This is a genomic window from Mycoplana sp. MJR14, assembly GCF_029210525.1.
GTDB lineage: Bacteria > Pseudomonadota > Alphaproteobacteria > Rhizobiales > Rhizobiaceae > Mycoplana.
The window spans coordinates 212,966-239,394 of sequence record NZ_JARGEO010000006.1; the positions used below are offsets into that span (position 1 = coordinate 212,966).

Consider the following 26,429-nt stretch of genomic DNA (forward strand, 5'->3'; position numbering starts at 1 on the left):
TCCGCCGAGCTTTAGCGTTTCGTCGCGCGCGGCCAAAGTCATTTGATTTGATCGAAGCCATTCAGGGCGTTGATGAGATCCTCGGCGGTGACCCTGGAGCCGGCGCGTCGGCCGGCCTCGCCGTGGCGCCAGACACCTGCCGCCGCCGCCTCGAAGGCCGGCATGCCCTGCGCCAGATGCGCACCGATGATGCCGGCCAGAACGTCGCCAGACCCGGCGGTGGCGAGCGACGGCGGCGCGTTCGCATTGATCAGCGCCCGCCCGTCGGGGGCGGCGATGACCGTATCGGCGCCCTTCAGCACGACCGCGGCATGGCTGCGCGCCGCCGCCTTGCGGGCGCGGTCGACCTTGGAGAGGCCGGAATCGGCGGCCAGATCCGGAAAGAGCCTGGCGAACTCCCCGTCATGCGGCGTCAGCACCAGGCGCCGGTCGGCTTCGCGATAGATCTCGAAAAGCGGCTCCGGATTTTCCCGGAATGCGGTGATGCCGTCGGCGTCCAGCACCAGCGGCCGGCCGCCGAGTGCCGCCACATAGGCGCGGGCCTTGTCGAAATCGCCGAAGGCCGGCCCGAGCACGAAGGCCGAAAGCCGCGGATCCGCAAGCAGCGCCTCCAGCCCGGCCACGTCGTCGACCGCGCGCAGCATCACGGCCGTCAGCTGCGCCGCATTCACATCCGTCGCGGCGCCCGGCGACAACAGCGTGACCAGCCCTGCCCCGGCGGCCAGTCCCGCAGCCGCGGAGAGCCTGGCCGCGCCGGTCGACAGCGGCCCGCCGGAGAACACCGCCAGATGGCCATGGCCGTACTTGTGCGCCGACGGATCCGCCTCCGGCAGGCTCATGCGCCATAGCGCCGGTTCGTTCACCCGCAGATGATGGGAGGCGGCCGAGACCATCCGTCCCGGTATGCCGATATCGAAGATCTCGGTGTTTCCGCAGAGCGCCCGGCCCGGCATCAGCAGGTGGCCGGGCTTGCGGCACATGAAGGTCACCGTGTGCTGTGCCCGGAACGCTACCCCGCGCACCATCCCCGTGCGGCCGTCGATGCCGCTCGGCAGATCGACGGCGACGACGGGAAGGGCGAGGCAATTGACGCGATCGACGAGGGCTGAAACGGGGCCGTCCAGATCGCGCGACAGGCCGGCACCGAACAGCGCATCGATGACGACATCGCCGGTGGCAGGCGCGTAGTCGCCGAGCGCCATCACGGCGCCTGTGTAGAGCTGGCGGGCACGATGCGCATCACCGCCGGGTGCCGGTTCGCCCAGCGCGTAGACGTCCACCGCGCAGCCGGATTCGGCAAGCGCACGCGCGGCGACATAGCCGTCGCCGCCGTTGTTGCCGGGGCCGGCGAGCACGATGAAGCGAAGGCCACCGGGAAACAGCCGAAGCGCTGCGGCGGCCACGGCCTGCCCCGCCCTCTCCATCAACTGATAACCGTCGATGCCCGAGGCGATGGCAGCACGATCGATGCCGGCCATTTCTTCCGGCGTGACGATGCTGGTCTCAAGTTCCATGTGCATGGCGACCACAATGCCTCCTGCGCCCGAGCCTGCCAACGGCAAATTTTCGCAGTAGCTGCACATGTTTTGTGCATTTGCATGCCTTTAATGCTCATTTTCAGTGCGGATACCGGAATCTGCGATCGATCGGCACGAAAGCACCGCCCCGATGACCGGCTGCGACGTATTTTTTAGGCAGATCGCCATCGCGCCGCCGAGCGGGCGCCGACGCTTTCGCGAGCCCCATCCCCAAAGCCGGACGCAAATGAGCCAAAACGGGCGAAACTGGCACGAGAAATGCAAAGGTTGGCACGCAAAATGCATTGATGAAGGCGGCGGGAAGCAAATTCCTGCGCAATTGGGAGAAGCGGAGAGACATTTTCTCATGAAAAAGATCGAAGCGATCATAAAGCCGTTCAAACTCGACGAAGTGAAGGAAGCGCTTCAGGAAGTCGGTCTGCAGGGCATCACTGTCACGGAAGCGAAGGGCTTCGGGCGCCAGAAGGGCCATACGGAACTGTATCGCGGCGCCGAATACGTTGTCGATTTCCTGCCGAAGGTGAAGGTCGAGGTCGTGCTCGCGGACGAGAATGCGGACGCCGTCATCGAGGCGATCCGCAACGCCGCCCAGACCGGCCGCATCGGCGACGGCAAGATCTTCGTTTCCAACATCGAAGAAGTCATCCGCATCCGCACCGGCGAGACCGGCGTCGACGCAATCTAATCCCGCCTGGCCGTCCGGCACGGGCTTTCCACCCCTCCACTACATAGGGACTTTCAAAACATGACGACTGCCAAAGATATTCTGAAGCAAATCAAGGAGAACGACGTCAAGTTCGTGGACCTGCGCTTCACCGACCCGAAGGGCAAGCTGCAGCACGTGACGATGGACATCTCCTGCGTCGACGAAGACATGTTCGCCGACGGCGTCATGTTCGACGGTTCCTCGATCGCCGGCTGGAAGGCCATCAACGAGTCGGACATGGTGCTGATGCCGGATCCGGCAACCGTCCACATGGATCCCTTCTTCGCCCAGTCGACGATGGTCATCTTCTGCGACATCCTCGATCCGATCTCCGGCGAAGCCTACAACCGCGACCCGCGCGGCACCGCCAAGAAGGCCGAAGCCTACCTGAAGTCCTCGGGCGTGGGCGACACCGTCTTCGTCGGCCCGGAGCCGGAGTTCTTCGTCTTCGACGACGTCAAGTACAAGGCCGACCCCTACAACACCGGCTTCAAGCTCGATTCGTCGGAACTGCCGTCCAATGACGACACCGACTATGACACCGGCAACCTCGGCCACCGTCCGCGCGTCAAGGGCGGCTACTTCCCGGTTCCCCCGGTCGACAGCTGCCAGGACATGCGCTCCGAGATGCTGACGGTGCTCGCCGAGATGGGCGTCGTCGTCGAGAAGCAGCACCACGAAGTGGCCGCCGCCCAGCACGAGCTCGGCGTCAAGTTCGACACGCTGGTGCGCAACGCCGACAAGATCCAGATCTACAAGTACGTCGTCCACCAGGTCGCCAACGCCTACGGCAAGACGGCAACCTTCATGCCGAAGCCGATCTTCGGCGACAACGGTTCGGGCATGCACGTGCACCAGTCGATCTGGAAGGACGGCAAGCCGACCTTCGCAGGCGACGAGTATGCCGGCCTCTCCGAGACCTGCCTCTACTACATCGGCGGCATCATCAAGCACGCCAAGGCCATCAACGCCTTCACCAACCCGACGACGAACTCCTACAAGCGTCTCGTCCCGGGCTATGAAGCGCCGGTCCTGCTCGCCTACTCGGCCCGCAACCGCTCGGCTTCGTGCCGCATTCCGTTCGGCACCGGTCCGAAGTCCAAGCGCGTCGAAGTCCGCTTCCCCGACCCGCTGGCAAACCCCTACCTCGGCTTCGCCGCCATGCTGATGGCCGGCCTCGACGGCATCAAGAACAAGATCCATCCGGGCAAGGCCATGGACAAGGACCTGTACGACCTGCCGCCGAAGGAGCTGAAGAAGATCCCGACCGTCTGCGGCTCGCTGCGCGAAGCGCTCGAGAACCTCGACAAGGACCGCAAGTTCCTCACCGCCGGCGGCGTCTTCGACGACGACCAGATCGACGCCTATATCGAACTGAAGATGGCGGAAGTCATGCGCTTCGAAATGACCCCGCACCCGGTCGAGTTCGACATGTACTACTCGGCCTGAGGCCGTTCGCTCCCGCCGCCTCAGGCGGGAGCCCCAACCCGAGAAGCCCGGCCCGGAGCCGGGCTTTTGCCAAACCGGCTCCATGCGCCCGCGCCGTACCTTGCGCATGCAAAAGCCAGAGGGTCTTCCGGCGTCCGTTGGACGCAGTTGTGTCAAACCCTTGAGTTTTCGGCGCTCCTTCCCAAATATAAGTTGAAAGGAAGGCCAGGTATGAAAGTCAGAACAGCCAAATACGGTATCGGAGACGTGGTCCGCCATCGGATCTACCCGTTCCGCGGCGTGGTCTTCGACGTTGATCCGGAATTTGCGAACACGGACGAATGGTGGAATGCCATTCCGGCGGAAATCCGCCCCTCGAAGGACCAGCCCTTCTACCATCTGTTCGCGGAAAACGCCGAAACCGAATATGTCGCCTACGTCTCCGAGCAGAACCTCGTGCCCGACGACAGCGGCATGCCGGTCCGCCATCCGCAGGTCCGTGCGCTGATGGCCGAAGACGACGGCGGCACCTACCACTGGAAGGTCGACGCCGGCATCGTCCACTGAGGACCAACGGTCGCCAACCGGCAGCCAGCCACATTGCAGGACGTAAAAAAACCCGGCCGTTGGCCGGGTTTCTCGTCAATTGGAACCTGAGATCGCCGCTTACTGGCTCTTGGCGGCCTTCTGGGCGTCTTCAAGCTTCTTGCGGGCCTCGTCGGCCTTCTTCTGCATTTCTTCCTGCAGCAGGCGCTGGCGCTCTTCGAGCTTGGACTGTTCGATCGGCTCGCCGTCGAAGGCGCCGGTGAAGCCGCCGAGCGACATCTTGATCGGGTTCGGCGAGCGCTGGAAGTTGACGGAGGTGAAGACCACCTCGCCGCCCTTCTTCAGGCTTGCCAGCAGCTGATCGGAAAGCGGTGCCTCGGCGACGCACTTGTCCGGCATGCAGATGGCATAGTCGAGCTTCTGCGGCTTGCCGCCGTCGATCTGCATGGCAATGCCCGGCGGGATCAGGCGGGCGCTCGGGACCGAAACCTGCAGGATCTTGCGATTGACCTTGCCCTCGACCGTGATCAGGCCGACGGCGGTCAGGAGCTGGCCGCCACCGGCGGTCAGAAGGTTCTGCACGATGCAGACGTCGTTGTCTTCCTGCTTGGTGCAGACCTTGAACCAACCCTGCGGCGCCTGCGCCTGCTCGGCCGCGGCGGCGGACGGCAGGGCGGCTGCGGCGAGCGACGCTGCGAACGCCGAAAGTACGGCCTGCTTGGTGAAGATCGATTTGGTGATCATAACGAGTTCCGTCTCCTGAGATCCGATGCCGAGCGCTGTTTCGCCCCTTAGGTGTTCCGGTCAGCTCAGCGCTCTCTGTCGGCGAATTGAGGCATTTGCATGACCCGATTTTCAGGCACCCTGTTACAATGGGCGCCGGCGGATATCCAGTCTTTCGTCGCAATTTTACCCCGACTTCCTGAAAAAGACCGCTCACGGTTGTTCGGCCGATGCACGATTATGTAAGTTGTCCACGAATCGTGCTCGCATTGCCATGAGGAAACATGTTGCGGCTTCTACTGACAGCATTGTTGATAGCCGCGGCGGCTGCGTCCGCGCAGATGGCGGAGGCCGCCCCCCTGCACGGAATCGCCATGCATGGCCAACCGGCGCTGCCGGCGGACTACCGGCACTTCCCCTACGTCAATCCCGACGTGAAGAAGGGTGGCGCGATCACCTATGGCGTCGTCGGCACCTTCGACAACCTCAACCCCTTCATTTTGAAGAGCATGCGCACGACCGCACGCGGCATGTGGGACCCCGAATTCGGCAATCTCGTCTACGAATCCCTCATGCAGCGCTCGCGCGACGAGCCGTTTTCGATGTACGGCCTGCTGGCCGAGACGGTCGAGTGGGACGAGGCCCGCAGCTTCATCCAGTTCAACCTCAATCCGAAGGCGCGCTGGGCCGACGGCAGGCCGGTCACGCCGGAGGACGTGATCTTCTCCTTCGAGCTCCTGCGCGACAAGGGGCGCTCCCCGTTCAGCCGCAGGCTCGACGTCGTCGAACGGATGGAGAAGGTCGGCGAGCATAGCGTCCGCTTCACCTTCAACGACAAGGCCGACCGCGAATCGCCGCTGCTTCTGGCATTGTCCCCGGTCCTGCCGAAACATGCGATCGATCCCGAGGGTTTCGACCGCACGTCGCTGCAGTTCCCGCTCGGTTCCGGTCCCTATCGGGTCAGCGAGGTCCGGCCCGGCGAGAAGATCGTCTACGAGCGCAATCCGGACTATTGGGGCAAGGACATTCCGGCCAAGGTCGGCTTCGACAACTACGATCGCATCAGCGTCGAATACTTCCTGCAGGAGAATTCGCTGTTCGAGGCGTTCAAGAAGGGCGCGATCGACGTCTACCAGGAAGGCAATCCGACCAAATGGGCGCGCGGCTACGACTTCCCGGCCGTGCAGTCGGGCGAGATCGTCAAGGACGAGTTCACGCCGAAAGTGCCCTCCGGCATGCTCGGTTTCGTCTTCAACACCCGTCGCCCGATGTTTGCCGATGCGAGGCTTCGCCACGGGCTTTCGCTCGTGTTCGACTTCGAATGGGTCAACAAGAACCTGTTCGAGGGCGCCTACCGGAGGACGGAGAGCTTCTGGCAGAATTCCGACCTGTCGTCGCTCGGCGTCGCCGCCGATGAGCGGGAGCGGCAGTTGCTGGGCCCTGCCCTTGCCCGTATCGAGCCTGCCATCCTCGACGGCACTTACCGGTGGCCGGTGACGGACGCCTCGGGACGCGACCGCACGGTGCTGAAGCAGGCGGTGCTGCTGATGAAGGAGGCCGGCTATACCATCAAGGACGGCGTGATGAGCGACGAGGCCGGCCGGCCGCTCGCCTTCGAGATCATGACCCTGAATGCCGACCAGGAGAAGCTGGCGCTGGCCTACCAGCGCTTCCTCCATGCGCTCGGCATCCGCGCCGCAGTGCGCACCGTCGACGATTCGCAATACCAGGCCCGCACGCAGACCTTCGACTATGACGTGATCATCCGTGCCTATGCCTCGTCGCTGTCGCCCGGGCTGGAGCAGGCTGTGCGCTGGCGCTCCGATTTCCGCGACCGCGACGGCAGCGAGGCTTTCGCCGGCGCGAACGATCCCGATGTCGACCGGATGGTCGATGCGATCCTCGCTGCGCGCAGCGCCGACGACTTCCGCTCGGCCGTCCGCGCGCACGACCGGATGTTGCTCTCCAATCACTATGTGCTGCCGCTCTACCATCTCGGCCGCCAATGGGTGGCGCGCCACCGCCATATCGCCCGTCCTGCGATCGTCCCGCTCTATGGCTACCAGTTTCCGGTGTGGTGGGACGCGAACGCGCAGCAATGAACGCTCCGCCGGCCGGTTACATGCAGGGAACCCATTGAACCGGACGGGTCCAGCGACTATCTCCGCTGCAGGTGGCGACCGCAGGAGGTTGATTGGGAATGGAAAACGTAACGATCGATGTCGTTTCAGACGTTGTCTGTCCGTGGTGCTATCTCGGCAAGAAGCGGTTGGAGCAGGCCATCGAGGCCGTCGCGGACGAACTGAACGTATCCGTGACCTTCCGTCCCTACCAGCTCAATCCCGAGATGCCGCCGCAGGGCGTGGACCATAAGAAATATCTGGCCGAGAAGCTCGGCGGCAAGGATGCCGTCGACCGCGCGCACGGCATGCTGTCCGACCTCGGCCACGAAGCCGGCATCGATTTTCATTTCGAGCAGATCGCGCTGAGCCCCAACACGCTGGACGCGCACCGCCTGCTGCGCTGGGCGGCGATCGAAGGGCCGGATGTCCAGAGCCGCGTTTCGCTGGCCCTGTTCAAGGCCTATTTCGAGGACGGCCGCAATATCGGTGACCGGAAGGTCCTGCTCGACATCGCCGAGAGCGCCGGCATGGACCGCGCCGTCGTCACCGCCCTGTATTCCGCCGGCGCCGACGTCGATTCGGTCAAGGAGGAAATCGGCCTGGCGCGCCAGATGGGCGTGACCGGCGTTCCCTGCTTCATCATCGACAACAAGTATGCGGTCATGGGCGCGCAGACGGCCGACGTCCTGGTCGAGGCGCTCCGCGAAGTGGCGGCGCTGAAGCGCGCCGAAAGCGCAGCCGGCGCCTGCCAGGTCGCGGTCCAGGCCTAACGGCCGGCGTATCTCGCCGGCCGCGGACGGTCAGGCCGCTGCCTGCTTCGCCAGTCCCGCCAACTGCGTCATCAGCTGTGCCGCCCCGGTGAGCCGCTTCTCCGGCGTCGGCAGGTCGCGCGCCAGGAACAGGCTCTGGTCGGGACGGATCTTCGCCAGCGTTCCCTGCCTGGCGATGTAGCCGACAAGCGCCGCCGGGTTCGGGAACTCCTTGTGGCGGAACTGCACGACGACACCCTTCGGCCCCGCATCCAGCTTCTCGACATTGGCCGTCCGGCAGAGCGACTTGATGTAGACGATCTTCAGGAGGTGCTGCACCTCCAGCGGCAGGGGGCCGAAGCGGTCGATCAGCTCGGCGCCGAAGGCATCGATGTCGGAAAGCTCGGTGATCTCGCCCAGCCGCCGGTAGAGGCCGAGCCGCAGGTGCAGGTCGGGCACGTAGTCGTCGGGGATCATCACCGGCGTGCCGACCGAGATCTGCGGCGACCAGCCGGTGTCGACGATCTCCTCGTCGCCCTTGATCTCGGCGACGGCCTCCTCGAGCATCTGCTGGTAGAGCTCGAAGCCGACTTCCTTGATGTGGCCGGACTGCTCCTCGCCGAGCAGGTTGCCGGCGCCGCGGATGTCGAGGTCGTGGCTGGCGAGCTGGAAGCCGGCGCCGAGCGTATCCAGCGACTGCAGCACCTTCAGCCGCCGCTCGGCGGTCGCCGTCAGCTTCTTGTTCACCGGCAGCGTCATCAGCGCGAACGCACGCACCTTGGAGCGTCCGACACGGCCGCGCAGCTGGTAGAGCTGGGCGAGCCCGAACATGTCGGCGCGATGGACGATGAGGGTGTTGGCGGTCGGCACGTCGAGCCCCGATTCGACGATCGTGGTCGACAACAGCACGTCGTAGCGCCCGTCGTAGAAGGCGTTCATGATGTCCTCGAGCTCGCCGGCCGGCATCTGCCCGTGGGCGACCGCCACCTTCAGTTCCGGCACGTCCTGCTGGAGGAACTCGTGGATCTCGGCGAGGTCGCTGAGCCTGGGGCAGACGTAGAAGCTCTGACCGCCGCGATAATGCTCGCGCATCAGCGTCTCGCGAATCACCAGCGGATCGAAGGGCGAGATGAAGGTGCGCACCGCCATGCGGTCGACCGGCGGCGTGGTGATCAGCGACAGCTCGCGCACGCCGGTCATGGCGAGCTGCAGCGTGCGCGGGATCGGCGTCGCCGAAAGCGTCAGCACGTGCACGTCGCTCTTCAGCTCCTTCAGCCGCTCCTTGTGCTTGACGCCGAAGTGCTGCTCCTCGTCGATGATGAGAAGGCCGAGATTGGCGAACTTGATCGAACTTCCGAGCAGCGCGTGCGTGCCGACGACGATGTCGGTCTTGCCCTCCGCCACTTCCTTCTTCGTCAGCGCCAGTTCCTTCGAACCGACCAGGCGCGAGGCCTGCTGCAGGCGGATCGGCAGGCCGCGGAAACGCTCGGTGAAGGTCTTGAAGTGCTGGCGGGCGAGCAATGTCGTCGGAACCACGACCGCGACCTGCACGCCGTTCATCGCCGCGATGAAGGCGGCGCGCAGCGCGACTTCCGTCTTGCCGAAGCCGACGTCGCCGCAGACAAGGCGGTCCATCGGCCGGCCGGCGCCGAGGTCCTCGCGCACCGCGTCGATGGCGTTCGCCTGGTCGTCGGTCTCGTCATAGGGGAAGCGGGCGGCGAACTCGTCGTAGACGCCGTCCTGGGCGGACAGGACCGGCGCGTGGCGCACGAGGCGCGCGGCGGCGATCTGGATCAGCCCGTTCGCCATGTCGAGCAGCCGCTTCTTCAGCTTGGCCTTGCGCGCCTGCCAGGCGACGCCGCCGAGCTTGTCGAGGATCGCGTCCGTCCCCTCGCCGCCGTAGCGCGACAGGAGGTCGATGTTTTCCACCGGCAGGTAGAGCTTGGCGTCGTCGGCGTAGCGCAGTTCCAGACAGGCATGCGGTGCGCCGGCGGCCTCGATGGTCTGCAGGCCGACGAAGCGGCCGATGCCGTGCTCGGCATGCACGACGATGCTACCCTCGTCCAGCCCCGCCACCTCGGCGATGAAGTCGGCGCCGCGCTTGCGTCGCCGCGAGCGGCGGACCATGCGGTCGCCGAGAATGTCCTGCTCGCCGATGAAGACCAGATCGCCGGCCTCGAAGCCGTTCTCGAGGCTGAGGACGGCAGACCCCGCCTCGCCCGGCTTCAGCTTCCGCAAGCCCGCCACGTCGGCCACCGGCACGACGTTGCCGAGCCCGTGCTCGGCCAGCACCTGCATCAGCCGGTCGAGCGAGCCTTCGCTCCAGCCGGTCACCAGCACCTTGCGGCCTGATGACCTGAGGTCGGCGATGTACTTCACCACCTGGTCGAAGACGTTGACGCGCTCGGTGGCGCCCTCGCCGTCCTTGACCGCCTTCGCCCAGCGCGCCCCGGCACGCGCCTCCACCGGAAACACCCGCCGCGCCTCGCCCTCATGCTCGTTGAACGGCGAGATGCGGATCGCGTCGTGCTCGTTCAGAAGCCGGGCGAAGCTGTCGTCGTCGAGATAGAGCTGACCGGGCGGCACCGGCTTGTAGGGGGTCGCCTGTGCCATCTGCCCCTTGGCGGATGCCGAATTCAGGCGCGCATCGTAGTAGTCGCGCACGAGCTTCGAGCGCTCGGCCGCCGCCTCGCGGGCGGCATGGTCGGTGACGATGCGGAAGCCCTTCAGATAGTCGAACGCCGTCTCCAGCTCGTCGTAGAACAGCGGCAGCCAGTGCTCCATGCCGGCATAGCGCCGCCCCTCCGAGACCGCCTGGTAGAGCGCATCGTCACGGGTCGCAGCCCCGAACAACGACAAATATTCCTTGCGGAAATGGCTGATCGTCTCCGGCGTCAGCGTCACCTCGCTCATCGGGTTGAGGTCGAGGCTCCTGGCCTGCCCGGTGGTCCGCTGGCTGGCGGCGTCGAAGGTGCGGATGCTCTCCAGCGTATCGCCGAAGAAATCGAGGCGGACCGGCTCGGAACTGCCGGGCACGAAGACGTCGAGGATGCCGCCGCGCACCGCATATTCGCCGACTTCGCGCACGGTGGCGACGCGGTCGAAACCGTTGCGCTCCAGCCGGGCGGCGAGATCGTCCATGCGGACCTGATTGCCCGGCCGCGCCGAGAAGGCGAGATCGGCGATCACCTGCCGCGGCGCCATCTTCTGCAGCATGGCGTTGACGGTGACGAGCACGATCGCCGGATGCGGGTCGTTGCCGTGGGCGATCAGCGCCGACAGCGCCGACAACCGGCGCGCCGAGGTATCGGCACTCGGCGAGACGCGGTCATAGGGAAGGCAGTCCCAGCCCGGCAGCGTCAGCACCGGGATATCGGGGGCGGCAAAACCCAGCATCTGCTCCATGTCGCCGATCCGCTGCCCGTCGGACATGACGAAGGCGACGGGCCCGAGCGTGCGGGCGAGTTCGGCGAGCACCAGCGGCTCGGCGCCGCCGGGAACGGAACCGATCGTGGCCGGCTGGCCGATCGTTGCAAGCGCTGCGGTATCGAGGCCGGGGATCATTTCGTCTTTCCGAAGGTCTCCGCCGTGACCGGCGAGAAGTCTGGCGTGAAGGCGCAGATGCGCGGGAACAGGCCGGTCCGGAAGCGGTCGGGCACCGGCCGCTCGCCCGTCACCCACATGACGAGGTCGCGGTCGTGCTCGGCCATGATCGCCTCCAGCTCGTCCAGCTCGGCCTCCGACAAGGTCTCGATCTCGGCATCGGCAAAGGACCCGAGAACCAGGTCCATCTCGCGGATGCCGCGGTGCCAGCAGCGAAAGAGGATGCGCTTGCGGCGTGGTTCGATGTCGGCGCTGGAGCGTGTGGTGCCGGTCATGGCTGTCTTTCCCGCAGGGGTTTCGCCCGTCCGCCCACCTGGAGGCACACGGCCGGGGCGCATGACACACCGGGGCGGCCTCGCCGCCGCCACGGCTTCATGCACGAATTCAATCGCTTGCTGCGACAGCTGTCCTTGTCGGCCGGCCGCCGCAGGCGAGCGGTCGCGCGGCTCACCGCCGACCCTCGCCGGCGTTTCTATAGACGCTCGAAAGGCGATTGTCAGCCTTGCCAAGCGGCAATCGTCCGGCGCATCTTGCGGTCATGCGTCCTGCCCTGCTCGATCCCCTGTTCGCCTCCCTCGCCTCGCTTCCCGGCATCGGCCCGAAGACGGGTGAACTGTTCGCCAAGCTGCTCGGCCAGGAGAGCATCGAGGACTGCCGCGTCGTCGATCTGGTCTTCCACCTGCCGCACAGCGTGATCGACCGCCGCAACCAGCCAGGCATCGCGCATGCGCCGCAGGGAGCGATCGTCACCGTGTCCGGCCGCGTCGACCGCCACCAGCCGCCACCGCGGGGAAGATCCAACGTCCCCTACCGGGTGTTCCTGCACGACGACACCGGCGAACTGGCGCTCACCTTCTTCCGCGCCAAGGGCGACTGGCTGGAGAAGAGCCTGCCGGTGGACGAAGAGGTGGTCGTCAGCGGCAAGGTCGACTGGTTCAACGGCCGTGCCTCGATGGTGCATCCGGATTTCATGGTGAAGGCGTCGGAAGCCGAGACGATGCCGCTGGTCGAGCCGGTCTACGGGCTGACGGCAGGCCTGTCGCCGCGCACCCTGCGCAAGGCGGTCGAGGCGGCGGTGGCGCGCGTGCCGCAACTGCCTGAATGGATCGACACGGCCCTTGCCGCGCGCGAGCGCTTTCCCGCGGCAACCGAAGCCTTCGCCGCCCTCCATCATCCGCAGGACGGCCACGATCTCGACCTGCAGGCGCCGGCCCGCCGCCGGCTCGCCCATGACGAGTTCCTGGCCGGACAGATCTCGCTGGCGCTGGTGCGGCAGACGCTGCGCCGCGTCGCTGGCCGTCCCGTGATCGCCACCGGGAAACTGTCCGCGCCGGTGCTGTCCGCCCTGCCCTTCGCACTGACGGGCAGCCAGGAGGCCGCGATCGCCGAGATCAGGGACGACATGGCAACCGACCAGCGGATGCTGCGGCTCCTGCAGGGCGACGTCGGTTCTGGCAAGACGGCAGTGGCGCTCATGGCGATGCTGGCGGCGGTCGAGGCCGGCGGACAGGCGGTGCTGATGGCGCCGACCGAGATCCTCGCCCGCCAGCATCATGCGACGCTGTCCAGGATGGCCGAGCCCGCCGGCATCAGGATCGACGTGCTGACCGGGCGCACCAAGGGCCGCGAGCGCGACGAGATCCTCAAGCGGATCGAAAGCGGCCAGACGCACATCGTCGTCGGCACGCATGCGCTGTTCCAGGACACCGTCGTCTACCGCGACCTGGCGCTGGCCGTCGTCGACGAGCAGCATCGCTTCGGCGTCCACCAGCGGCTGCGGCTGACCGCCAAGGGGATCTCGCCGCACATGCTGGTGATGACGGCGACGCCGATCCCGCGCACGCTGGTGCTCGCCGCCTTCGGCGACATGGACGTCTCCAAGCTCACCGAGAAGCCGGCCGGCCGCCAGCCGATCCAGACGGTGATCGTGCCGCAGGAGCGCACCGGCGAAATCGTCGAGCGGCTGCGCACCGCGATCGCCGAGGGCAAGAAGGCCTACTGGATCTGCCCGCTCGTCGAGGAGACCGAGGAATCAGACCTGATGTCGGTGGAGGAGCGGCATGCGACGCTGAAAAGCGTCTTCGGCGATGCGGCGGGCCTCGTGCATGGGCGCATGAGCGGACCGCAGAAGGACGAGGCCATGCTCGCCTTCAAGAGCGGCGAAACGCGGCTGCTGGTCGCCACCACCGTCGTCGAAGTGGGCGTCGACGTGCCGGACGCGACGATCATGGTGATCGAGCATGCGGAGCGTTTCGGCCTCGCCCAGCTCCACCAGCTGCGCGGCCGGGTCGGACGCGGCGAAGGCGCCTCCTCCTGCATCCTGCTCTACAATGGCCCGCTCAGCGAGAACGGCCGGGCGCGGCTCGGAATCCTGCGCGAGACCGAGGACGGGTTCCGCATTGCCGAGGAGGATCTGAAACTGCGTGGCGAAGGCGAACTGCTCGGCACCCGCCAGTCAGGCACGCCCGGCTTCCTCGTCGCCAGCATCGAGGCGCACGGCGACCTGCTGGAGATCGCCCGCAAGGAGGCCGCCTACGTGCTGGAGACGGATCCGAATCTGGAAGGCGTGCGCGGACAGGCGATCCGCACGCTGCTCTATCTCTTCCGCCGCGACGAGGCGATCCGGTTCCTACGCGCCGGCTGAGCGCTACTTCTTGAACTTTTCCTTCAGCTTCGCTGCGAACGGCATCGGCGCCGTCAGCAGCTTGTCCGGCGGGTTCACCAGCCCGACCGAGATGATCAGCTTGGCCGCGTCCTCGGCGCTCATGTCGAGCAGCACGATCTTCTCGCGCGGCACGAAGACGAGGTAGCCGGCGGTCGGAAACGGCGTCGGCGGCAGGAAGCAGGCGACCATGTCGCGGCCCATGGCGTCGAACTTCGACTTCATCTCGCCCTTGGCGTCCGTCGCGATGAACACCACCGACCACAGGCCCGGGCTCGGATACTCGATCAGACCGGCCTTGTTGAAGGAGGTCCCCTTTTCCTTCAGGACCGATTCGAAGATCTGCTTGAGGCTCTTGTAGATCGTGCTGACCAGCGGCGTGCGATTGAGGATCGTTTCGCCGAAATTGACGATCGAGCGTCCGATCAGGTTCTTGCCGAGAAAGCCGACCAGCGTGATGACGACGAGTGCGATCAGAAGCCCGAAGCCGGGTATGGCGAACTGCAGGTAGCTCTCGGGATTGTAGCGATTGGGGATATAGGGCTTCACCCAGCTGTCCGCCCAGTGGATGAAGGTCCACGTCAGCCAGATCGTGATCGCGATCGGCGCGCAGATGACGAGCCCTGTCAGGAAGTTGTTGCGCAGCCGCGCAGCCATCGAAAGTCGCGGAACGATATCGGTCATCGCCTGTATGCCGCCGGAACCTCAGCCGAAGAAAGCCGGATGATAGGTAACCGTGCCGCCCGCGTAAACCGGTGAAAACACAACCCTCATGAAATACTCGTGAGGGATGCCGGGCGAGGTGAAGGCAGGGTCGCAGGCGAAGCCGAATCGGCCGTAGTAGCCGGGATCGCCAGCGAGCACGCAGCCCCTGGCGCCGATCGCCTGAAGCCGCGCGAGGCCGGCGCGGACGAGCGCGCTGCCGATGCCCGAGCGCTGGCGCGCGGGCTGGACGGAGATCGGACCTAGCCCGTACCAGCCCCCGTCCTCTCCCTCGCCCGACACCGAAACCGGCGAGAACGCCACGTGGCCGATGACCTCGCCTGCCTCCTCCGCAACGAGCGAGAACGTCAGTGCCCTGGCGGCGCGAAGCCGCGCGATGATCGCCGGCTCGCTGCCGTCGCTGTAGGGCATCGTCGCAAAGGCTTCCGCGGTCAGCGCGCCGATGGCTGCGACGTCCGCGGCCGTCTCGTCGCGGATGATCATTCGACCGTCACCGATTTCGCGAGATTGCGCGGCTGGTCGACGTCGGTGCCCATGAAGACGGCAGTGTGATAGGCGATCAGCTGGATCGGCAGCGCATAGAGCACCGGCGCGATGATCTCGTCGACCGCCGGCAGCACGATCGTCGCCATCGTCTCGAGCTTGGTCCCCGCAGCACCCCGCTCGTCGGTGATGAAGATGATCCGCCCGCCGCGGGCGGCCACTTCCTGCATGTTCGAGACCGTCTTCTCGAAGAAGCGGTCGAACGGCGCGATCACGATCACCGGCATGTTCTCGTCGATCAGCGCGATCGGCCCGTGTTTCAGCTCGCCGGCGGCATAGCCCTCGGCGTGGATATAGGAGATCTCCTTCAGCTTGAGCGCCCCCTCGAGCGCCAGCGGATAGCTCGTGCCGCGGCCGAGATAGAGCACGTCGCGGCATTTCGACAGCTCGCGCGCCAGGAGCTCGACGGCCGGCTGGATCGTGTTGAGCACATGGGCGATCAGCCGCGGCGTCTCGGCCAGATGGCGCACCAGCGCGTTTTCGTCGGCTGCGGCGAGCGTGCCGCGCGCGTGCCCCGCCTGGATCGCCAGCGACGCCAGCACCGCGAGCTGGCAGGTGAACGCCTTGGTGGAGGCGACGCCGATCTCCGGGCCGGCCAGCGTCGGGAAGACCACGTCGGCCTCGCGGGCGATGGTCGATTCCGGCGCATTGACGATCGCGCCGACCTTCAGCCCCGCCTCCTTGCAGTAGCGCAGCGACGCCAGCGTATCGGCCGTCTCGCCCGACTGCGAGATGAACAGCGCGGCGGAAGTGGGGTTCAGCGGCATCTCGCGGTAGCGGAATTCCGAGGCGACGTCGATCTCGACCGGCAGCCGCGCCAACCGCTCGAACCAGTACTTGCCGACGAGACCCGCGAGGTAGGCGGTGCCGCACGCCGAGATCGCAAGGCTGGAAACAGTAGAAAAATCGATCTCTTCCGCCGGTTTTTTCACCTTGTTCTCGATGAAGTCGATATAGTGGCTCAGCGTGTGGGAGACCACCTCGGACTGTTCATGGATTTCCTTCTCCATGAAATGCCGGTGGTTGCCCTTGTCGATCATGTAGGCCGCGGCACTGGAGACCTGTCGGCGCCGCTCGACCGGATTGCCTTCCAGGTCGAAGATGTGCACGCCGTTCCTGCCGACCACCGCCCAGTCGCCGTCGACGAGATAGGTGATCTCGGAGGTGAACGGGGCGAGCGCGATCGCATCTGAGCCGAGGAACATTTCCCCCTGCCCGTGGCCGATCGCGAGCGGCGGACCGTTGCGGGCGACCATGATCGTCGACGGATCGTCCTCGAACATCACCGCCAGTGCATAGGCGCCGCTGACCCGCTGCAGCATCGAAAGCATCGCATCGCGCCGTCCGAAACCCTCGCGCCTCAGTCTCGCCAGCAATTGTGCGACGACCTCGGTATCGGTCTGCGTGGAGAACTCCGCCCCGCCGGCGATCAGCTCGTCCTTGATCTCGGAGAAGTTCTCGATGATGCCGTTGTGGACGACGGCGACGCCGTCGGTGAAATGCGGATGCGCGTTGCCCTCCGTCGGCGCGCCATGCGTCGCCCAGCGCGTGTGCGCGATGCCGATCGTCCCGGCGAGCGGTTTCTCGGCAAGCCGCGCCTCGAGATTGACCAGCTTGCCCTCCGCCCGCCGGCGATCCAGCCGCCCGTCGAGGATGGTGGCGACGCCGGCCGAATCATAGCCGCGATATTCGAGCCGCTTCAGTGCCTCCACCAGCCGTCCTGCGACCGGCTGCGTCCCGACGATGCCGACAATACCGCACATGAAACCACCCCATTGCTGGCCGGGCGCACGGGCCGCCGAGCTTGCGGCAGCGACGCGGACCCCACGATTGATCGACGCATAACGCCGCCCGAAAAGCCACTCAGTCTTTCGGGGGTATGCGGTGTAGATGGCGCATTCTGGTAGCGGTTTTTGCAGCGAGCGCAATGACCTAGCGCTCACTTTCGATTTCATGCGTTAATGCCGATGACCTATTCGGCCGCCTTCTTGCGCTGCGCCTTGATCGCCGCGTTGCGCTCGCGGATCAGCTTCGCCCGCTCGGGCTTGTTTTCCTGCCGCGCCCGGCCGAAGGCCACCGCGTCGTCGGGGACGTCCATGGTGATCACGCTGCCGGACGCGACATAGGCGCCGTTGCCGATCGTGACGGGGGCCACGAGCGACGAATTGGATCCGACGAACGCGTTGGCGCCGATCCGCGTCTCGTGCTTGTTGATGCCGTCGTAGTTGCAGGTGATCGTGCCGGCGCCGATGTTGCTGCCGGCGCCGACGAAGGCGTCGCCGACATAGGTCAGGTGGTTGACCTTGGCACCTTCGCCGATCTCTGCCTTCTTCACCTCGCAGAAATTGCCGACCTTCGAACCGGCGCCGAGCTTCGCCTCAGGGCGCAGCCGCGCGAACGGGCCGACCGAGGCGCCGGCCCCGACATGGGCGCCTTCCAGATGCGAAAAGGCATGGATGACCGCGCCGCTCTCCACCGTCACGCCCGGCCCGAACACCACGTTCGGCTCGATCGTCACGTCCTGCGCAATCTCTGTGTCGAACGACAGGAAGACCGTCTCCGGCGCGATCATCGAGACGCCCGAAAGCATCAGCGCGGTGCGCCGGCGCTTTTGCCAGAGCTGTTCGATGAAGGCGAGCTCGGCGCGTGTGTTGCAACCGGTCAGCTCTTCTTTCGGCGCCTCGACCGCGGTGGCGCGACCGCCTTCGGCGCGGACGATCTCGACGATGTCGGTCAGGTAGTATTCGCGCTTGGCGTTGTCGTTGCCGATCTTCTCGATCAGGCCGAGCGCCTTGCGGCCGTCGATCGCCATCAGGCCGCCGTTGCAGTAGGCGATCTCCCGCTCCTGCGCCGTCGCGTCCTTCTCCTCGCGAATCGCCAAGAGTTCGCCGTCGCGGACGATCAGGCGGCCATAGCCGAACGGATCGGCAGCCATGAAGCCGACCACGACCACGTCGCTGCCTTCGGCAAGCCCGGCACGGGCCGTCTGCAGCGGGGCTGCGGTCAGAAGCGGCGTATCGCCGAAGACGACGAGCACGTCGTCATAGCCCTTGGCCAGCGCCGCGCGGGCGGCGAGCACCGCATGCGCCGTCCCCAGCCGCTCCGTCTGGATGAAGGTTTCGGAACGGGCCGACGGATGCCGGGCGGCAGCCTCCACCTTGTCTGCGTCGCGGCCGAGCACGAGCGCAATTTCGGTAATCCCCGCCCCCGCAAGCGCGTCGACCACATGGGAGATCATCGGCCGATTGCCGATCGGATGCAGCACTTTCGATTGCGAGGACTTCATCCTCGTGCTCTCGCCGGCCGCCAGGATGATCGCCAGGCAGCTGCGTTTCGTCTCGTCCTTGTGCATCGGCATCCTCGTCAAGCTGATCGTATGCGGTTCCATATCAAACGAAACCGGTCGGAGACAAAGGGAATTCGCGCCTATTCCGTGCCGCGCAGCCTGCTCTCGACGAGAAGCCCGCTCTCGTCGAGGATCGGATAGGCAACCGACACCAGGTGCGCGTTGATCCGCTTGAGGTCGCGCAGCATGTCGAGGTGCAGCGAGCTCGTCTGCAGGCTTTCGAGACGGCCGTCGCGCAGGCGGGCCAGGTGGCGCTCGGACGACTGTTTCTCCATGTGCCGCACGGCGACCTTCACTTCGACCAGTTGCTTGGCGAGGGCGAAGTCGCGCGAGACGAGGATCGTCTGGGCGATCCGCAGATTCTCGATCGTCAGGTTGAACAGGCCGGAGAGTTCGCTGTAGCCGTCGGTCGAAAACCGGAGGCCGTTCACGACCTTCTTGCGCACCTCCTCCTGCAGGCCCTTCTCGATGATATCGCCGACATGCTCGAGATTGATCGCATAGTCGATGATCACGATCGAGCGGGCGCCGTTCTCGGCGCTCAGCCCCCTGTTGCCGAGCCGCGACAGATAGATCTTGATCGCCTGCTGCAATTCGTCGACCTGTTTCTCCAGCACGCCGATCTTGCCGAGTTCATCCAGGTTGTTCTCCTCGAACGCCTTCATCGTGTGGATGAGCATCGATTCGATCAGGTCGCCGATGCGCAGCACCTCCCGCGTCGCCCCCGACAGCGCCACCACCGGCGTCTCGAGCGCCGCCTCGTCCAGGTACTGGGGACCGCGCTCTCCCGGCGGCTCGTCCGGCACCAGCCGCTCCATCACCCGCGCCAGCAGCGGCGACAACGGCCAGAAGAAAAGGGCGACGGCGACGTTGAACGCCAGGTGCGCGTCCACGGGAAGCTTCGCAAGCGGCAGCGGCAACCGCAGCAGGGCGTCGGCGGCCATGTCAGCGAAGGGCAGCACCACCAGACAGCCGGCCGCGCGCACGAGCAGATTGCCGATGGTAACCCTGCGGGCGGGCGCGGGCGAGCGAAGCGTTGCGATGACCGGCGGGATGGCGCCGCCGAGATTGGCGCCAAGGACCAGCACGACCGTCAGCCCGGGCGAGACGATCCCCGTCGTCGCAAGCGACAGGATCAGCACGACGACCGCAAGGCTCGAGGACGAGACGAAGGCCAGCACCGTGGAGAAGGCGAGCGCGACCGGCCAGGCGCCATCGAGCAGCGTGAGAAACGCGGCGAGCGCCTCCGATTGCCGCATGGGCTCGGTCGCCTGGCTCAGGAGATGCAGCGACAGAAGCATCAGGCCGATGCCGACGAGTGCTGCGCCGGCGCCCTGCCTGAAGGTCGAACGGCCCTTGTAGAGGATAACGCCCGCGAGGATGACGAGCGGCGCCACCCATTCGATCCCGGTCGCAACGATCCAGGCGGTCACGGCCGTTCCGACATTTGCCCCGAGCAGGACGATCTGCGCCATACGCGACCGGATCAGGTTCTTCTCGACGAAGGAGGCCGTCATCAGGGCCGTCGCCGTCGAACTCTGCAGGGCGATCGTCGCCAGGAAGCCGGACACGAAGGCGCGCAACGAACCGCCGGTGCCGAGCGCCAGCCCCTTGCGCAGCCTGCTCCCGAACGCCCGCGTGACGCCGTCCTTCACCTGCGCGAGCCCGAACAGCAGAAGTGCCACCGCGCCGAACAGATTGATCATCACGATCGTCGATTCCATGCCAACGCCTTCCCTGTCACGCCTGCGCCACCGCACCGGAGCCGCACCACGCATCGCCTGCCCGGCGAGAATCGCAGAAAGTCATTCTTGCGCAATTCATCAATTATTTCAGAAACAGTTTCTTTGCCGGCAAATGAAATCGTCCGCAACTGGCCTGTTTGCGCCCTCCCGCGATTTCATCTCCGGCGCCCGGCCGAAATCCCCGCAAATCCGTCACATCCGACCTCTCCTGCAGCACGAAGGAAACGCGCCGACCATCGGACTTCTAATCGCTTGAACTTTCCGCTATGAGACGGGTTGCCTCCGGCCGAGGCGCCGTACCAGCAAGGAATGCGATACATGCTCGAAACTCTCAGAAAAGGCGCCCAGACCTGGGTTGCGAAAGCCCTCCTGCTCATTCTGGTGGCCTCCTTCGGCATCTGGGGCATTTCGAGCTCGCTTGTGACGGGAACGTCGAACGCGGTCGTCACCGTCGGCGACGTCAACGTTTCCGCCACGGATTTCCGGCTGGCCTACGAACGCCAGCTCTCGGCGCTCTCGCAGCGCTTCGGCACCCGGCTTTCGAGCGATCAGGCCCGAGCACTCGGCGTCGAGAACCAGGTCTATGCCGAGCTCGTCGCCGGCGCCGCGCTGGACCAGCTCTCCAACGACATGAGCCTCGGCCTCAGCGAGGATCGTCTCGCGCAGCTGATTGCGGAAGATCCGGCGTTCCGCGGACCGAACGGCCGCTTCGACCGCACGGCCTTCTCGGCGATCCTGCGCAATGCCGGCCTGCGCGAGAACGACTACATCAACAACCGCAGCCAGGTCGCCGTGCGCAGCCAGATCGTGGAAGCGATTTCCGACGGATACCGCGCCCCGCAGGCGCTGACCGACGCCGTCCGCCAGTATCGCAACGAGGCGCGCTCGGTCGACTACCTGCTGCTGTCCAATGCCAATATCGATCCGGTCAAGGCGCCGGCCGATGACGTGCTGTCGGCCTGGTTCGAGCAGAACAAGGCGAAGTACAAGGCGCCGGAATACCGCAAGTTCGTCTATGTCGCCCTGTCGCCCAAGGACATTGCCGACGCATCCGCCATCGACGACGCCGCCCTGCGCGAGGAGTACGAGCGGACGAAGGACAAGTACCGGACCGCCGAAATGCGCACCGTCCAGCAGCTGACCTTCGCCGATCGCGCCGCCGCCGATGCGGCCGCAGCCAAGCTCTCCTCGGGCACCACCTTCGACGCGCTGATCGCCGAGCAGGGCAAGACCGCCGCCGACGTCACGCTCGGCGAGTTTACCAAGGCGACGATGCCGGAACAGACGCTGGCCGAGGCCGCATTCGCGATTCCCGCCGACGGCGGCACCTCCGCCGTCGTCGACGGCATCTTCGGGCCGGTGATCCTGCGCGCCACGAACATCCGCCCCGAAGCCACCAGGGCGTTCGACGAGGTCAAGGAAGAGCTGCGCAACGAAATGGCGCTGACCCTGGCGAGCGACGACCTGATGGCCATCCACGACCGCTTCGACGAAGCCGTCGCCAATGGCGCCACGATCGAGGACGCCGCCGCCCAGACGAACCTCAAGCTGGTCACGGTCGAGGCCGCCGACAACACCGGCAAGGGCCAGGACGGCCAGGAGCTCGCTCTTCCCGAGCAGGCCGGGCTGCTGGCTGCCGTCTTTGCAACGGAGGCCGGCATGGAGAACCCGCCGGTGAACTACGGCCGCGACGGCTACATCTGGTACGAGGTTCGCGACATCGTGCCGGAACGGGACCGCACGCTCGACGAGGCGCGCGACGGAGTCGTTGCCGACTGGACCGCCGAGCAGCAGCGCGACGCCCTCGGCAAGAAGGCCGCCGAGATCGCCGAGCGCATCCGCAAGGGCGAGAAGATGGCCGACATCGCCTCGGACATGGGCATTGCCGTCGAAACCAAGGCCGGGTTGACCCGGGGCGCCGAGGACATCACGCTGAGCCCGGCGGCCGTCACGGCGGCCTTCGGCGGACCGGTGGGCCATGTCGCCAACGCACCGGGGACCGCCGGCGAAGGCCAGATCGTCCTGCAGGTGACGGAAGTCGACAGCAACGCCGCCGGCGACGCGCTCGCCAATGCCGACCAGCAGATCGAGGCGATCGCCCGCGCCAGCGGCGACGACATCCTCGACCAGATGGTTTCCAGCCTGCAGACCTCCTACGGTGTGTCGATCAACCGGTCGCTGGCCGAGCGCAGCATGCAATGACAACCCGGGGAAGCCGATCACATGTCTGACCTGAAACCATTCATCGCCAAGGTCGCCAGCGGACAGCCGCTGGACCGCGAGGAAGCCCGCGGCGCCTTCGAGATCATCATGTCCGGCGCCGCCACGCCCTCGCAGATCGGCGGCTTCCTGATGGCGCTGCGCGTGCGCGGCGAGACGGTCGACGAGATCTATGGCGCCGTCGGCTCGATGCGCGCCCGCATGCTCCCCGTCTCCGTACCCGCCGGCGCGATCGACATCGTCGGCACGGGCGGCGACGGCGCCGGCACCTACAACATCTCGACGCTCGCCGCGATTCTCGTGGCCGGTGCCGGCGTGCCGGTTGCCAAGCACGGCAACCGTGCGCTGAGTTCGAAATCGGGAACGGCGGACGCGCTCTCCTGCCTCGGCGTCAAGCTCGACATCGGCCCCGAGGCGATCGCGCGCTGCGTGAACGAAGCCGGCCTCGGCTTCATGTTCGCCCAGCTTCACCACCCGGCGATGAAGCATGTCGGCCCCTCGCGCGTCGAACTCGGCACGCGCACGATCTTCAATCTGCTCGGCCCCTTGTCGAACCCCGGCAGCGTCAAGCGCCAGCTCGTCGGCGTCTATGCCGAGCAATGGCTCGTTCCCGTCGCAGAGGTGCTGCGCGACCTCGGTTCCGAGCGCGTCTGGGTCGTCTACGGCTCCGGCCTTGACGAAATCACCACCACGGGCACGACGCAGGTTGCCGCACTCGAGGACGGCAGGATCCGCACCTTCGAGCTGACGCCGGCCGACTTCGGCCTGCAGCAGGTGGACCTCGACGCGATCCGCGGCGGTGACGGCGCCCACAATGCCGAGGCGCTGCGCGCAGTCCTCGGCGGTGCCGAAACGGCCTATCGCGACATCTCGCTCGCCAATGCCGCCGCCGGCCTGATCGTCGCCGGCAAGGCGGACACGATCGCGGACGGCATGGAGATCGCCCGCCAGTCGCTTTCGAGCGGCAACGCGAGCGCGGCCCTCAGCAGGCTCGTGGCGGTTTCCAACGCGGCGGATCAGGGGTAGGCTCGTTCCATGACCGATATTCTGAAGAAGATCGAGGCCTACAAGCGCAAGGAGATCGAAGCCGCCAAGGCAGCCGTCCCGCTTGCGGAATTGCGGGCGATCGCGCGCGACCAGGAGCCGCCGCGCGGCTTCTTCGCGAATCTTCTCGCCAGGAAGGCGAAGGGTGAATTCGGCCTGATCGCCGAGATCAAGAAGGCGAGCCCCTCTAAGGGCCTGATCCGCCCGGATTTCGATCCGCCGGCACTGGCGAAGGCCTATGAGGCCGGCGGCGCGACCTGCCTTTCGGTGCTGACGGACGCACCGAGCTTCCAGGGCGCGCCGGCGTTTCTGACCGAGGCGCGCGCCGCCTGCAGCCTGCCGGCGCTGCGCAAGGATTTCATGTTCGACACCTACCAGGTGCAGGAAGCCCGGGCCTGGGGTGCAGACTGCATCCTCCTCATCATGGCCTCGCTTTCGGACGACGACGCCCAGCGTCTGCAGGATCATGCGTTCTCGCTCGCCATGGACGTGCTGGTCGAAGTGCACGACGAGGCGGAGATGGAGCGCGCGCTGCGGCTGAAATCCAAGCTCGTCGGCATCAACAACCGCAATCTGCGCACCTTCGAGGTCGATCTCGCCGTATCCGAGCGGCTGGCGCTCATGGTGCCCGACGACCGCCTGCTCGTCGGCGAGAGCGGCATCTTCACCCATGCAGACTGCGAGCGGCTGAAGGCGTCCGGCATCACGACCTTCCTCGTCGGCGAGAGCCTGATGCGGCAGGCGGACGTGACGACGGCCACCCGCGCCCTGCTGACCGGCAGGACCTCCGTGCTGGCTGCCGAATGATGGCGCGCGAACGGAGCGGACTGACCCATATCGACGCCTCCGGCGAGGCGAACATGGTGGATGTCGGCGACAAGGACGAGACGGTGCGGATCGCCGTCGCCGAAGGGTCGGTGCGGATGCGCCCCGAGACGCTGGCGCTCATCCGCGAAGGCAACGCCAAGAAGGGCGACGTGATCGGCACCGCACGGCTGGCCGGCATCATGGCCGCCAAGCAGACCGCCAGCCTCATTCCGCTCTGCCACCCGCTGATGCTGACCAAGGTCTCCGTCGATATCACCGAGGATCCCGATCTGCCCGGCCTGCGTGTCGAGGCGATGGCCAAGCTCAGCGGCCGCACCGGGGTCGAGATGGAGGCGCTGACGGCCGTCAGCGTGGCATGCCTGACGATCTATGACATGGCCAAGGCCGTCGACAGGGAGATGGAGATCGGCGGTATCCGTCTCCTCGCCAAGTCCGGCGGCCGTTCGGGAGACTATCGGCGCAGGGAGCAGGATTGAAGATGTCGCTTTTGCCGGTCGAGGATGCGCTTGAACGCCTGTTGAAGTCAGCCCGCCCCCCGGACAGAAGCGAGAGCGTGCCGCTCCACGAGGCCTGCGACCGCGTGCTGGCGGTCGACGTCGCCGCCCGCCTGACCCAGCCCCCGTTCGACAATTCCGCAATGGACGGCTACGCGCTGCGTCATGAGGACATCGTCGAGCCCGGCGCCACCTTGCGCGTCATCGGCCGATCCGCTGCGGGCCATGCCTTTTCCGGCACCGTCGGGCCCGGCGAGGCGGTGCGGATCTTCACCGGCGCGCCACTCCCGGCCGGCGCCGACACGGTGCTGTTGCAGGAGGATGCCGAGACGGTCGGCGACGATCGCATCCGCAGCACGTTCCTGCCGCAGCGCGGCCGCCACATCCGTCCCCGCGGACAGGACTTCGCCGAGGGCGAGGTGGTGCTGCGAAAGGGGCAGATGCTCGATGCCGCCCGGCTGACGGTCGCTGCCGCCATGAACCATGCGGTGCTCAACGTCTACGCCCGGCCGAAGGTCGCCCTGCTTGCGACCGGCGACGAACTCGTCCCGCCCGGCTCCGCCCTCGGTCCCAGCCAGATCGTCGCCTCCAACAGCTTCGGCGTCGCCGCCCTCGCCCGCGAAGCCGGCGCCGAGGTGATCGATCTCGGCATCGCCGCCGACGACCCCAATGCGATCATGGATGCCGTCGACTGGGCCAAGGCCTGCGGCGCGGACGTGCTCGTCACGCTCGGCGGCGCCTCGGTCGGAGATCACGACCTGGTGCAGCCGGTTCTCGTCTCCGCCGGCATGGAGCTGGACTTCTGGCGGATCGCCATGCGGCCGGGCAAACCGCTCATGGTCGGCCGCCTCGGCGGCATGCACATTCTCGGCCTGCCCGGCAATCCTGCCTCCAGCATGGTCTGCGCGCTCTTGTTCCTGGAGCCGCTGGTCCGCAAGCTGTCCCGCCTGCCGGCCTTCGACCGGCGGACCTTCGCGCTTGCCGGCACGGCCCTCGCCGCCAACGATCACCGGCAGGACCATCTCCGCGCGACGCTTGCCGTCCGCGACGACGGCGCCCTCGTGGCCACGCCCTACGACAAGCAGGATTCCTCGATGATGAAGGTGTTTGCCGCCGCGGACTGCCTTCTGATCCGCCCGCCGCATGCGGAACCGGCCGAAGCCGGGGATCCTTGCGAGATCCTCCTGCTTCGGCCGCCGCCCACTAACCGTCAATTCCCTGCGCCCGGCCCCGCCGGCTGAAGTCCGGCACGCCGTGCCGATCGCGGCAATTTTCGCCCGCCGATCGACAGCCGATCGGCGCGCCCCTGGCCGCCGGTCGATGCGTCTGTTGCGCATGTGATTTCGCTACCCTCGAGACATCAACGTTTCAGCGCGAAAATCCAATGCCGCCGACGCAAAAACTTTTC

20 protein-coding genes are annotated in these 26,429 nt (G+C 66.3%); 11 read left to right on the plus strand and 9 right to left on the minus strand.

The window, feature by feature from the left end:
• Positions 1-38: 38 nt before the first annotated feature.
• Entirely contained in the window at positions 39-1,520 is a 1,482-nt protein-coding gene (locus tag P0086_RS16265; protein WP_275787369.1) for an NAD(P)H-hydrate dehydratase, read from the minus strand.
• A gap of 364 nt (positions 1,521-1,884) precedes the next feature.
• Between P0086_RS16265 and P0086_RS16270 the strand changes: the two genes are divergently transcribed.
• From P0086_RS16270 to hspQ, 3 genes are all read left to right on the plus strand, one after another.
• Complete coding sequence (locus P0086_RS16270) at positions 1,885-2,223, plus strand: P-II family nitrogen regulator (RefSeq protein ID WP_038542987.1); 339 nt, start codon at positions 1,885-1,887, stop codon at positions 2,221-2,223.
• 60 nt (positions 2,224-2,283) lie between these two features.
• Positions 2,284-3,693: a type I glutamate--ammonia ligase gene (gene glnA / locus P0086_RS16275; RefSeq protein ID WP_112598976.1), complete on the plus strand. Its 1,410-nt coding sequence runs from the start codon at positions 2,284-2,286 to the stop codon at positions 3,691-3,693.
• Between the two features lie 210 nt (positions 3,694-3,903).
• On the plus strand, positions 3,904-4,239 hold the full coding sequence (gene hspQ, locus P0086_RS16280) for a heat shock protein HspQ (RefSeq protein ID WP_112598978.1): 336 nt from the start codon (positions 3,904-3,906) through the stop codon (positions 4,237-4,239).
• Between the two features lie 99 nt (positions 4,240-4,338).
• Here hspQ and P0086_RS16285 read toward each other — a convergent pair whose 3' ends face one another.
• Positions 4,339-4,962 carry an invasion associated locus B family protein gene (locus P0086_RS16285; RefSeq protein WP_275787373.1) on the minus strand — a complete coding sequence of 208 codons (624 nt, stop codon included), beginning with the start codon at positions 4,960-4,962 and terminating at the stop codon, positions 4,339-4,341.
• Positions 4,963-5,225: 263 nt separating this feature from the next.
• Between P0086_RS16285 and P0086_RS16290 the strand changes: the two genes are divergently transcribed.
• Positions 5,226-7,043, plus strand: coding sequence for an extracellular solute-binding protein (locus P0086_RS16290; protein ID WP_275787376.1), 1,818 nt, complete (start codon positions 5,226-5,228; stop codon positions 7,041-7,043).
• 98 nt (positions 7,044-7,141) lie between these two features.
• Positions 7,142-7,834: a DsbA family oxidoreductase gene (locus tag P0086_RS16295; protein ID WP_112610949.1), complete on the plus strand. Its 693-nt coding sequence runs from the start codon at positions 7,142-7,144 to the stop codon at positions 7,832-7,834.
• Positions 7,835-7,864: 30 nt separating this feature from the next.
• Here the strand turns inward: P0086_RS16295 and mfd are convergent, their stop codons facing one another.
• Together mfd and P0086_RS16305 are read right to left on the minus strand one after the other, a co-directional pair.
• Positions 7,865-11,377, minus strand: a complete 3,513-nt coding sequence (mfd, locus tag P0086_RS16300; protein WP_275787378.1) for a transcription-repair coupling factor — start codon at positions 11,375-11,377, stop codon at positions 7,865-7,867.
• Positions 11,374-11,691: a succinate dehydrogenase assembly factor 2 gene (locus P0086_RS16305; RefSeq protein ID WP_112598987.1), complete on the minus strand. Its 318-nt coding sequence runs from the start codon at positions 11,689-11,691 to the stop codon at positions 11,374-11,376. Before P0086_RS16305 ends, mfd begins: the two co-directional genes overlap by 4 nt.
• A 263-nt stretch (positions 11,692-11,954) precedes the next feature.
• Between P0086_RS16305 and recG the strand changes: the two genes are divergently transcribed.
• Positions 11,955-14,060, plus strand: coding sequence for an ATP-dependent DNA helicase RecG (gene recG / locus P0086_RS16310; RefSeq protein ID WP_275787381.1), 2,106 nt, complete (start codon positions 11,955-11,957; stop codon positions 14,058-14,060).
• A gap of 3 nt (positions 14,061-14,063) precedes the next feature.
• Here recG and P0086_RS16315 read toward each other — a convergent pair whose 3' ends face one another.
• From P0086_RS16315 to P0086_RS16335, 5 genes are all read right to left on the minus strand, one after another.
• On the minus strand, positions 14,064-14,762 hold the full coding sequence (locus P0086_RS16315; RefSeq protein WP_275787383.1) for a DUF502 domain-containing protein: 699 nt from the start codon (positions 14,760-14,762) through the stop codon (positions 14,064-14,066).
• A gap of 21 nt (positions 14,763-14,783) precedes the next feature.
• Entirely contained in the window at positions 14,784-15,284 is a 501-nt protein-coding gene (locus P0086_RS16320) for an N-acetyltransferase (protein ID WP_275787386.1), read from the minus strand.
• Positions 15,281-17,107: a glutamine--fructose-6-phosphate transaminase (isomerizing) gene (gene glmS / locus P0086_RS16325; protein WP_275787388.1), complete on the minus strand. Its 1,827-nt coding sequence runs from the start codon at positions 17,105-17,107 to the stop codon at positions 15,281-15,283. Before glmS ends, P0086_RS16320 begins: the two co-directional genes overlap by 4 nt.
• A gap of 209 nt (positions 17,108-17,316) precedes the next feature.
• Positions 17,317-18,696, minus strand: a complete 1,380-nt coding sequence (glmU, locus tag P0086_RS16330; RefSeq protein ID WP_275787391.1) for a bifunctional UDP-N-acetylglucosamine diphosphorylase/glucosamine-1-phosphate N-acetyltransferase GlmU — start codon at positions 18,694-18,696, stop codon at positions 17,317-17,319.
• A 74-nt stretch (positions 18,697-18,770) separates the two neighbouring features.
• On the minus strand, positions 18,771-20,414 hold the full coding sequence (locus P0086_RS16335) for a Na/Pi cotransporter family protein (protein ID WP_275787393.1): 1,644 nt from the start codon (positions 20,412-20,414) through the stop codon (positions 18,771-18,773).
• Between the two features lie 339 nt (positions 20,415-20,753).
• Here P0086_RS16335 and P0086_RS16340 point away from each other — a divergent pair, with 339 nt between their 5' ends.
• From P0086_RS16340 to glp, 5 genes are read left to right on the plus strand one after another with little or no spacing between them, the layout of a single operon-like run.
• Positions 20,754-22,637, plus strand: a complete 1,884-nt coding sequence (locus tag P0086_RS16340; protein ID WP_275787396.1) for a peptidylprolyl isomerase — start codon at positions 20,754-20,756, stop codon at positions 22,635-22,637.
• A gap of 21 nt (positions 22,638-22,658) precedes the next feature.
• On the plus strand, positions 22,659-23,681 hold the full coding sequence (gene trpD, locus P0086_RS16345) for an anthranilate phosphoribosyltransferase (protein ID WP_275787399.1): 1,023 nt from the start codon (positions 22,659-22,661) through the stop codon (positions 23,679-23,681).
• 9 nt (positions 23,682-23,690) lie between these two features.
• Complete coding sequence (gene trpC, locus P0086_RS16350; RefSeq protein ID WP_275787401.1) at positions 23,691-24,506, plus strand: indole-3-glycerol phosphate synthase TrpC; 816 nt, start codon at positions 23,691-23,693, stop codon at positions 24,504-24,506.
• A complete protein-coding gene (gene moaC, locus P0086_RS16355) occupies positions 24,506-25,003 on the plus strand; it encodes a cyclic pyranopterin monophosphate synthase MoaC (protein ID WP_275787537.1) in 498 nt (165 codons plus the stop codon). Before trpC ends, moaC begins: the two co-directional genes overlap by 1 nt.
• A gap of 2 nt (positions 25,004-25,005) precedes the next feature.
• Positions 25,006-26,262, plus strand: a complete 1,257-nt coding sequence (gene glp / locus P0086_RS16360) for a gephyrin-like molybdotransferase Glp (RefSeq protein ID WP_275787404.1) — start codon at positions 25,006-25,008, stop codon at positions 26,260-26,262.
• Positions 26,263-26,429: the final 167 nt, after the last annotated feature.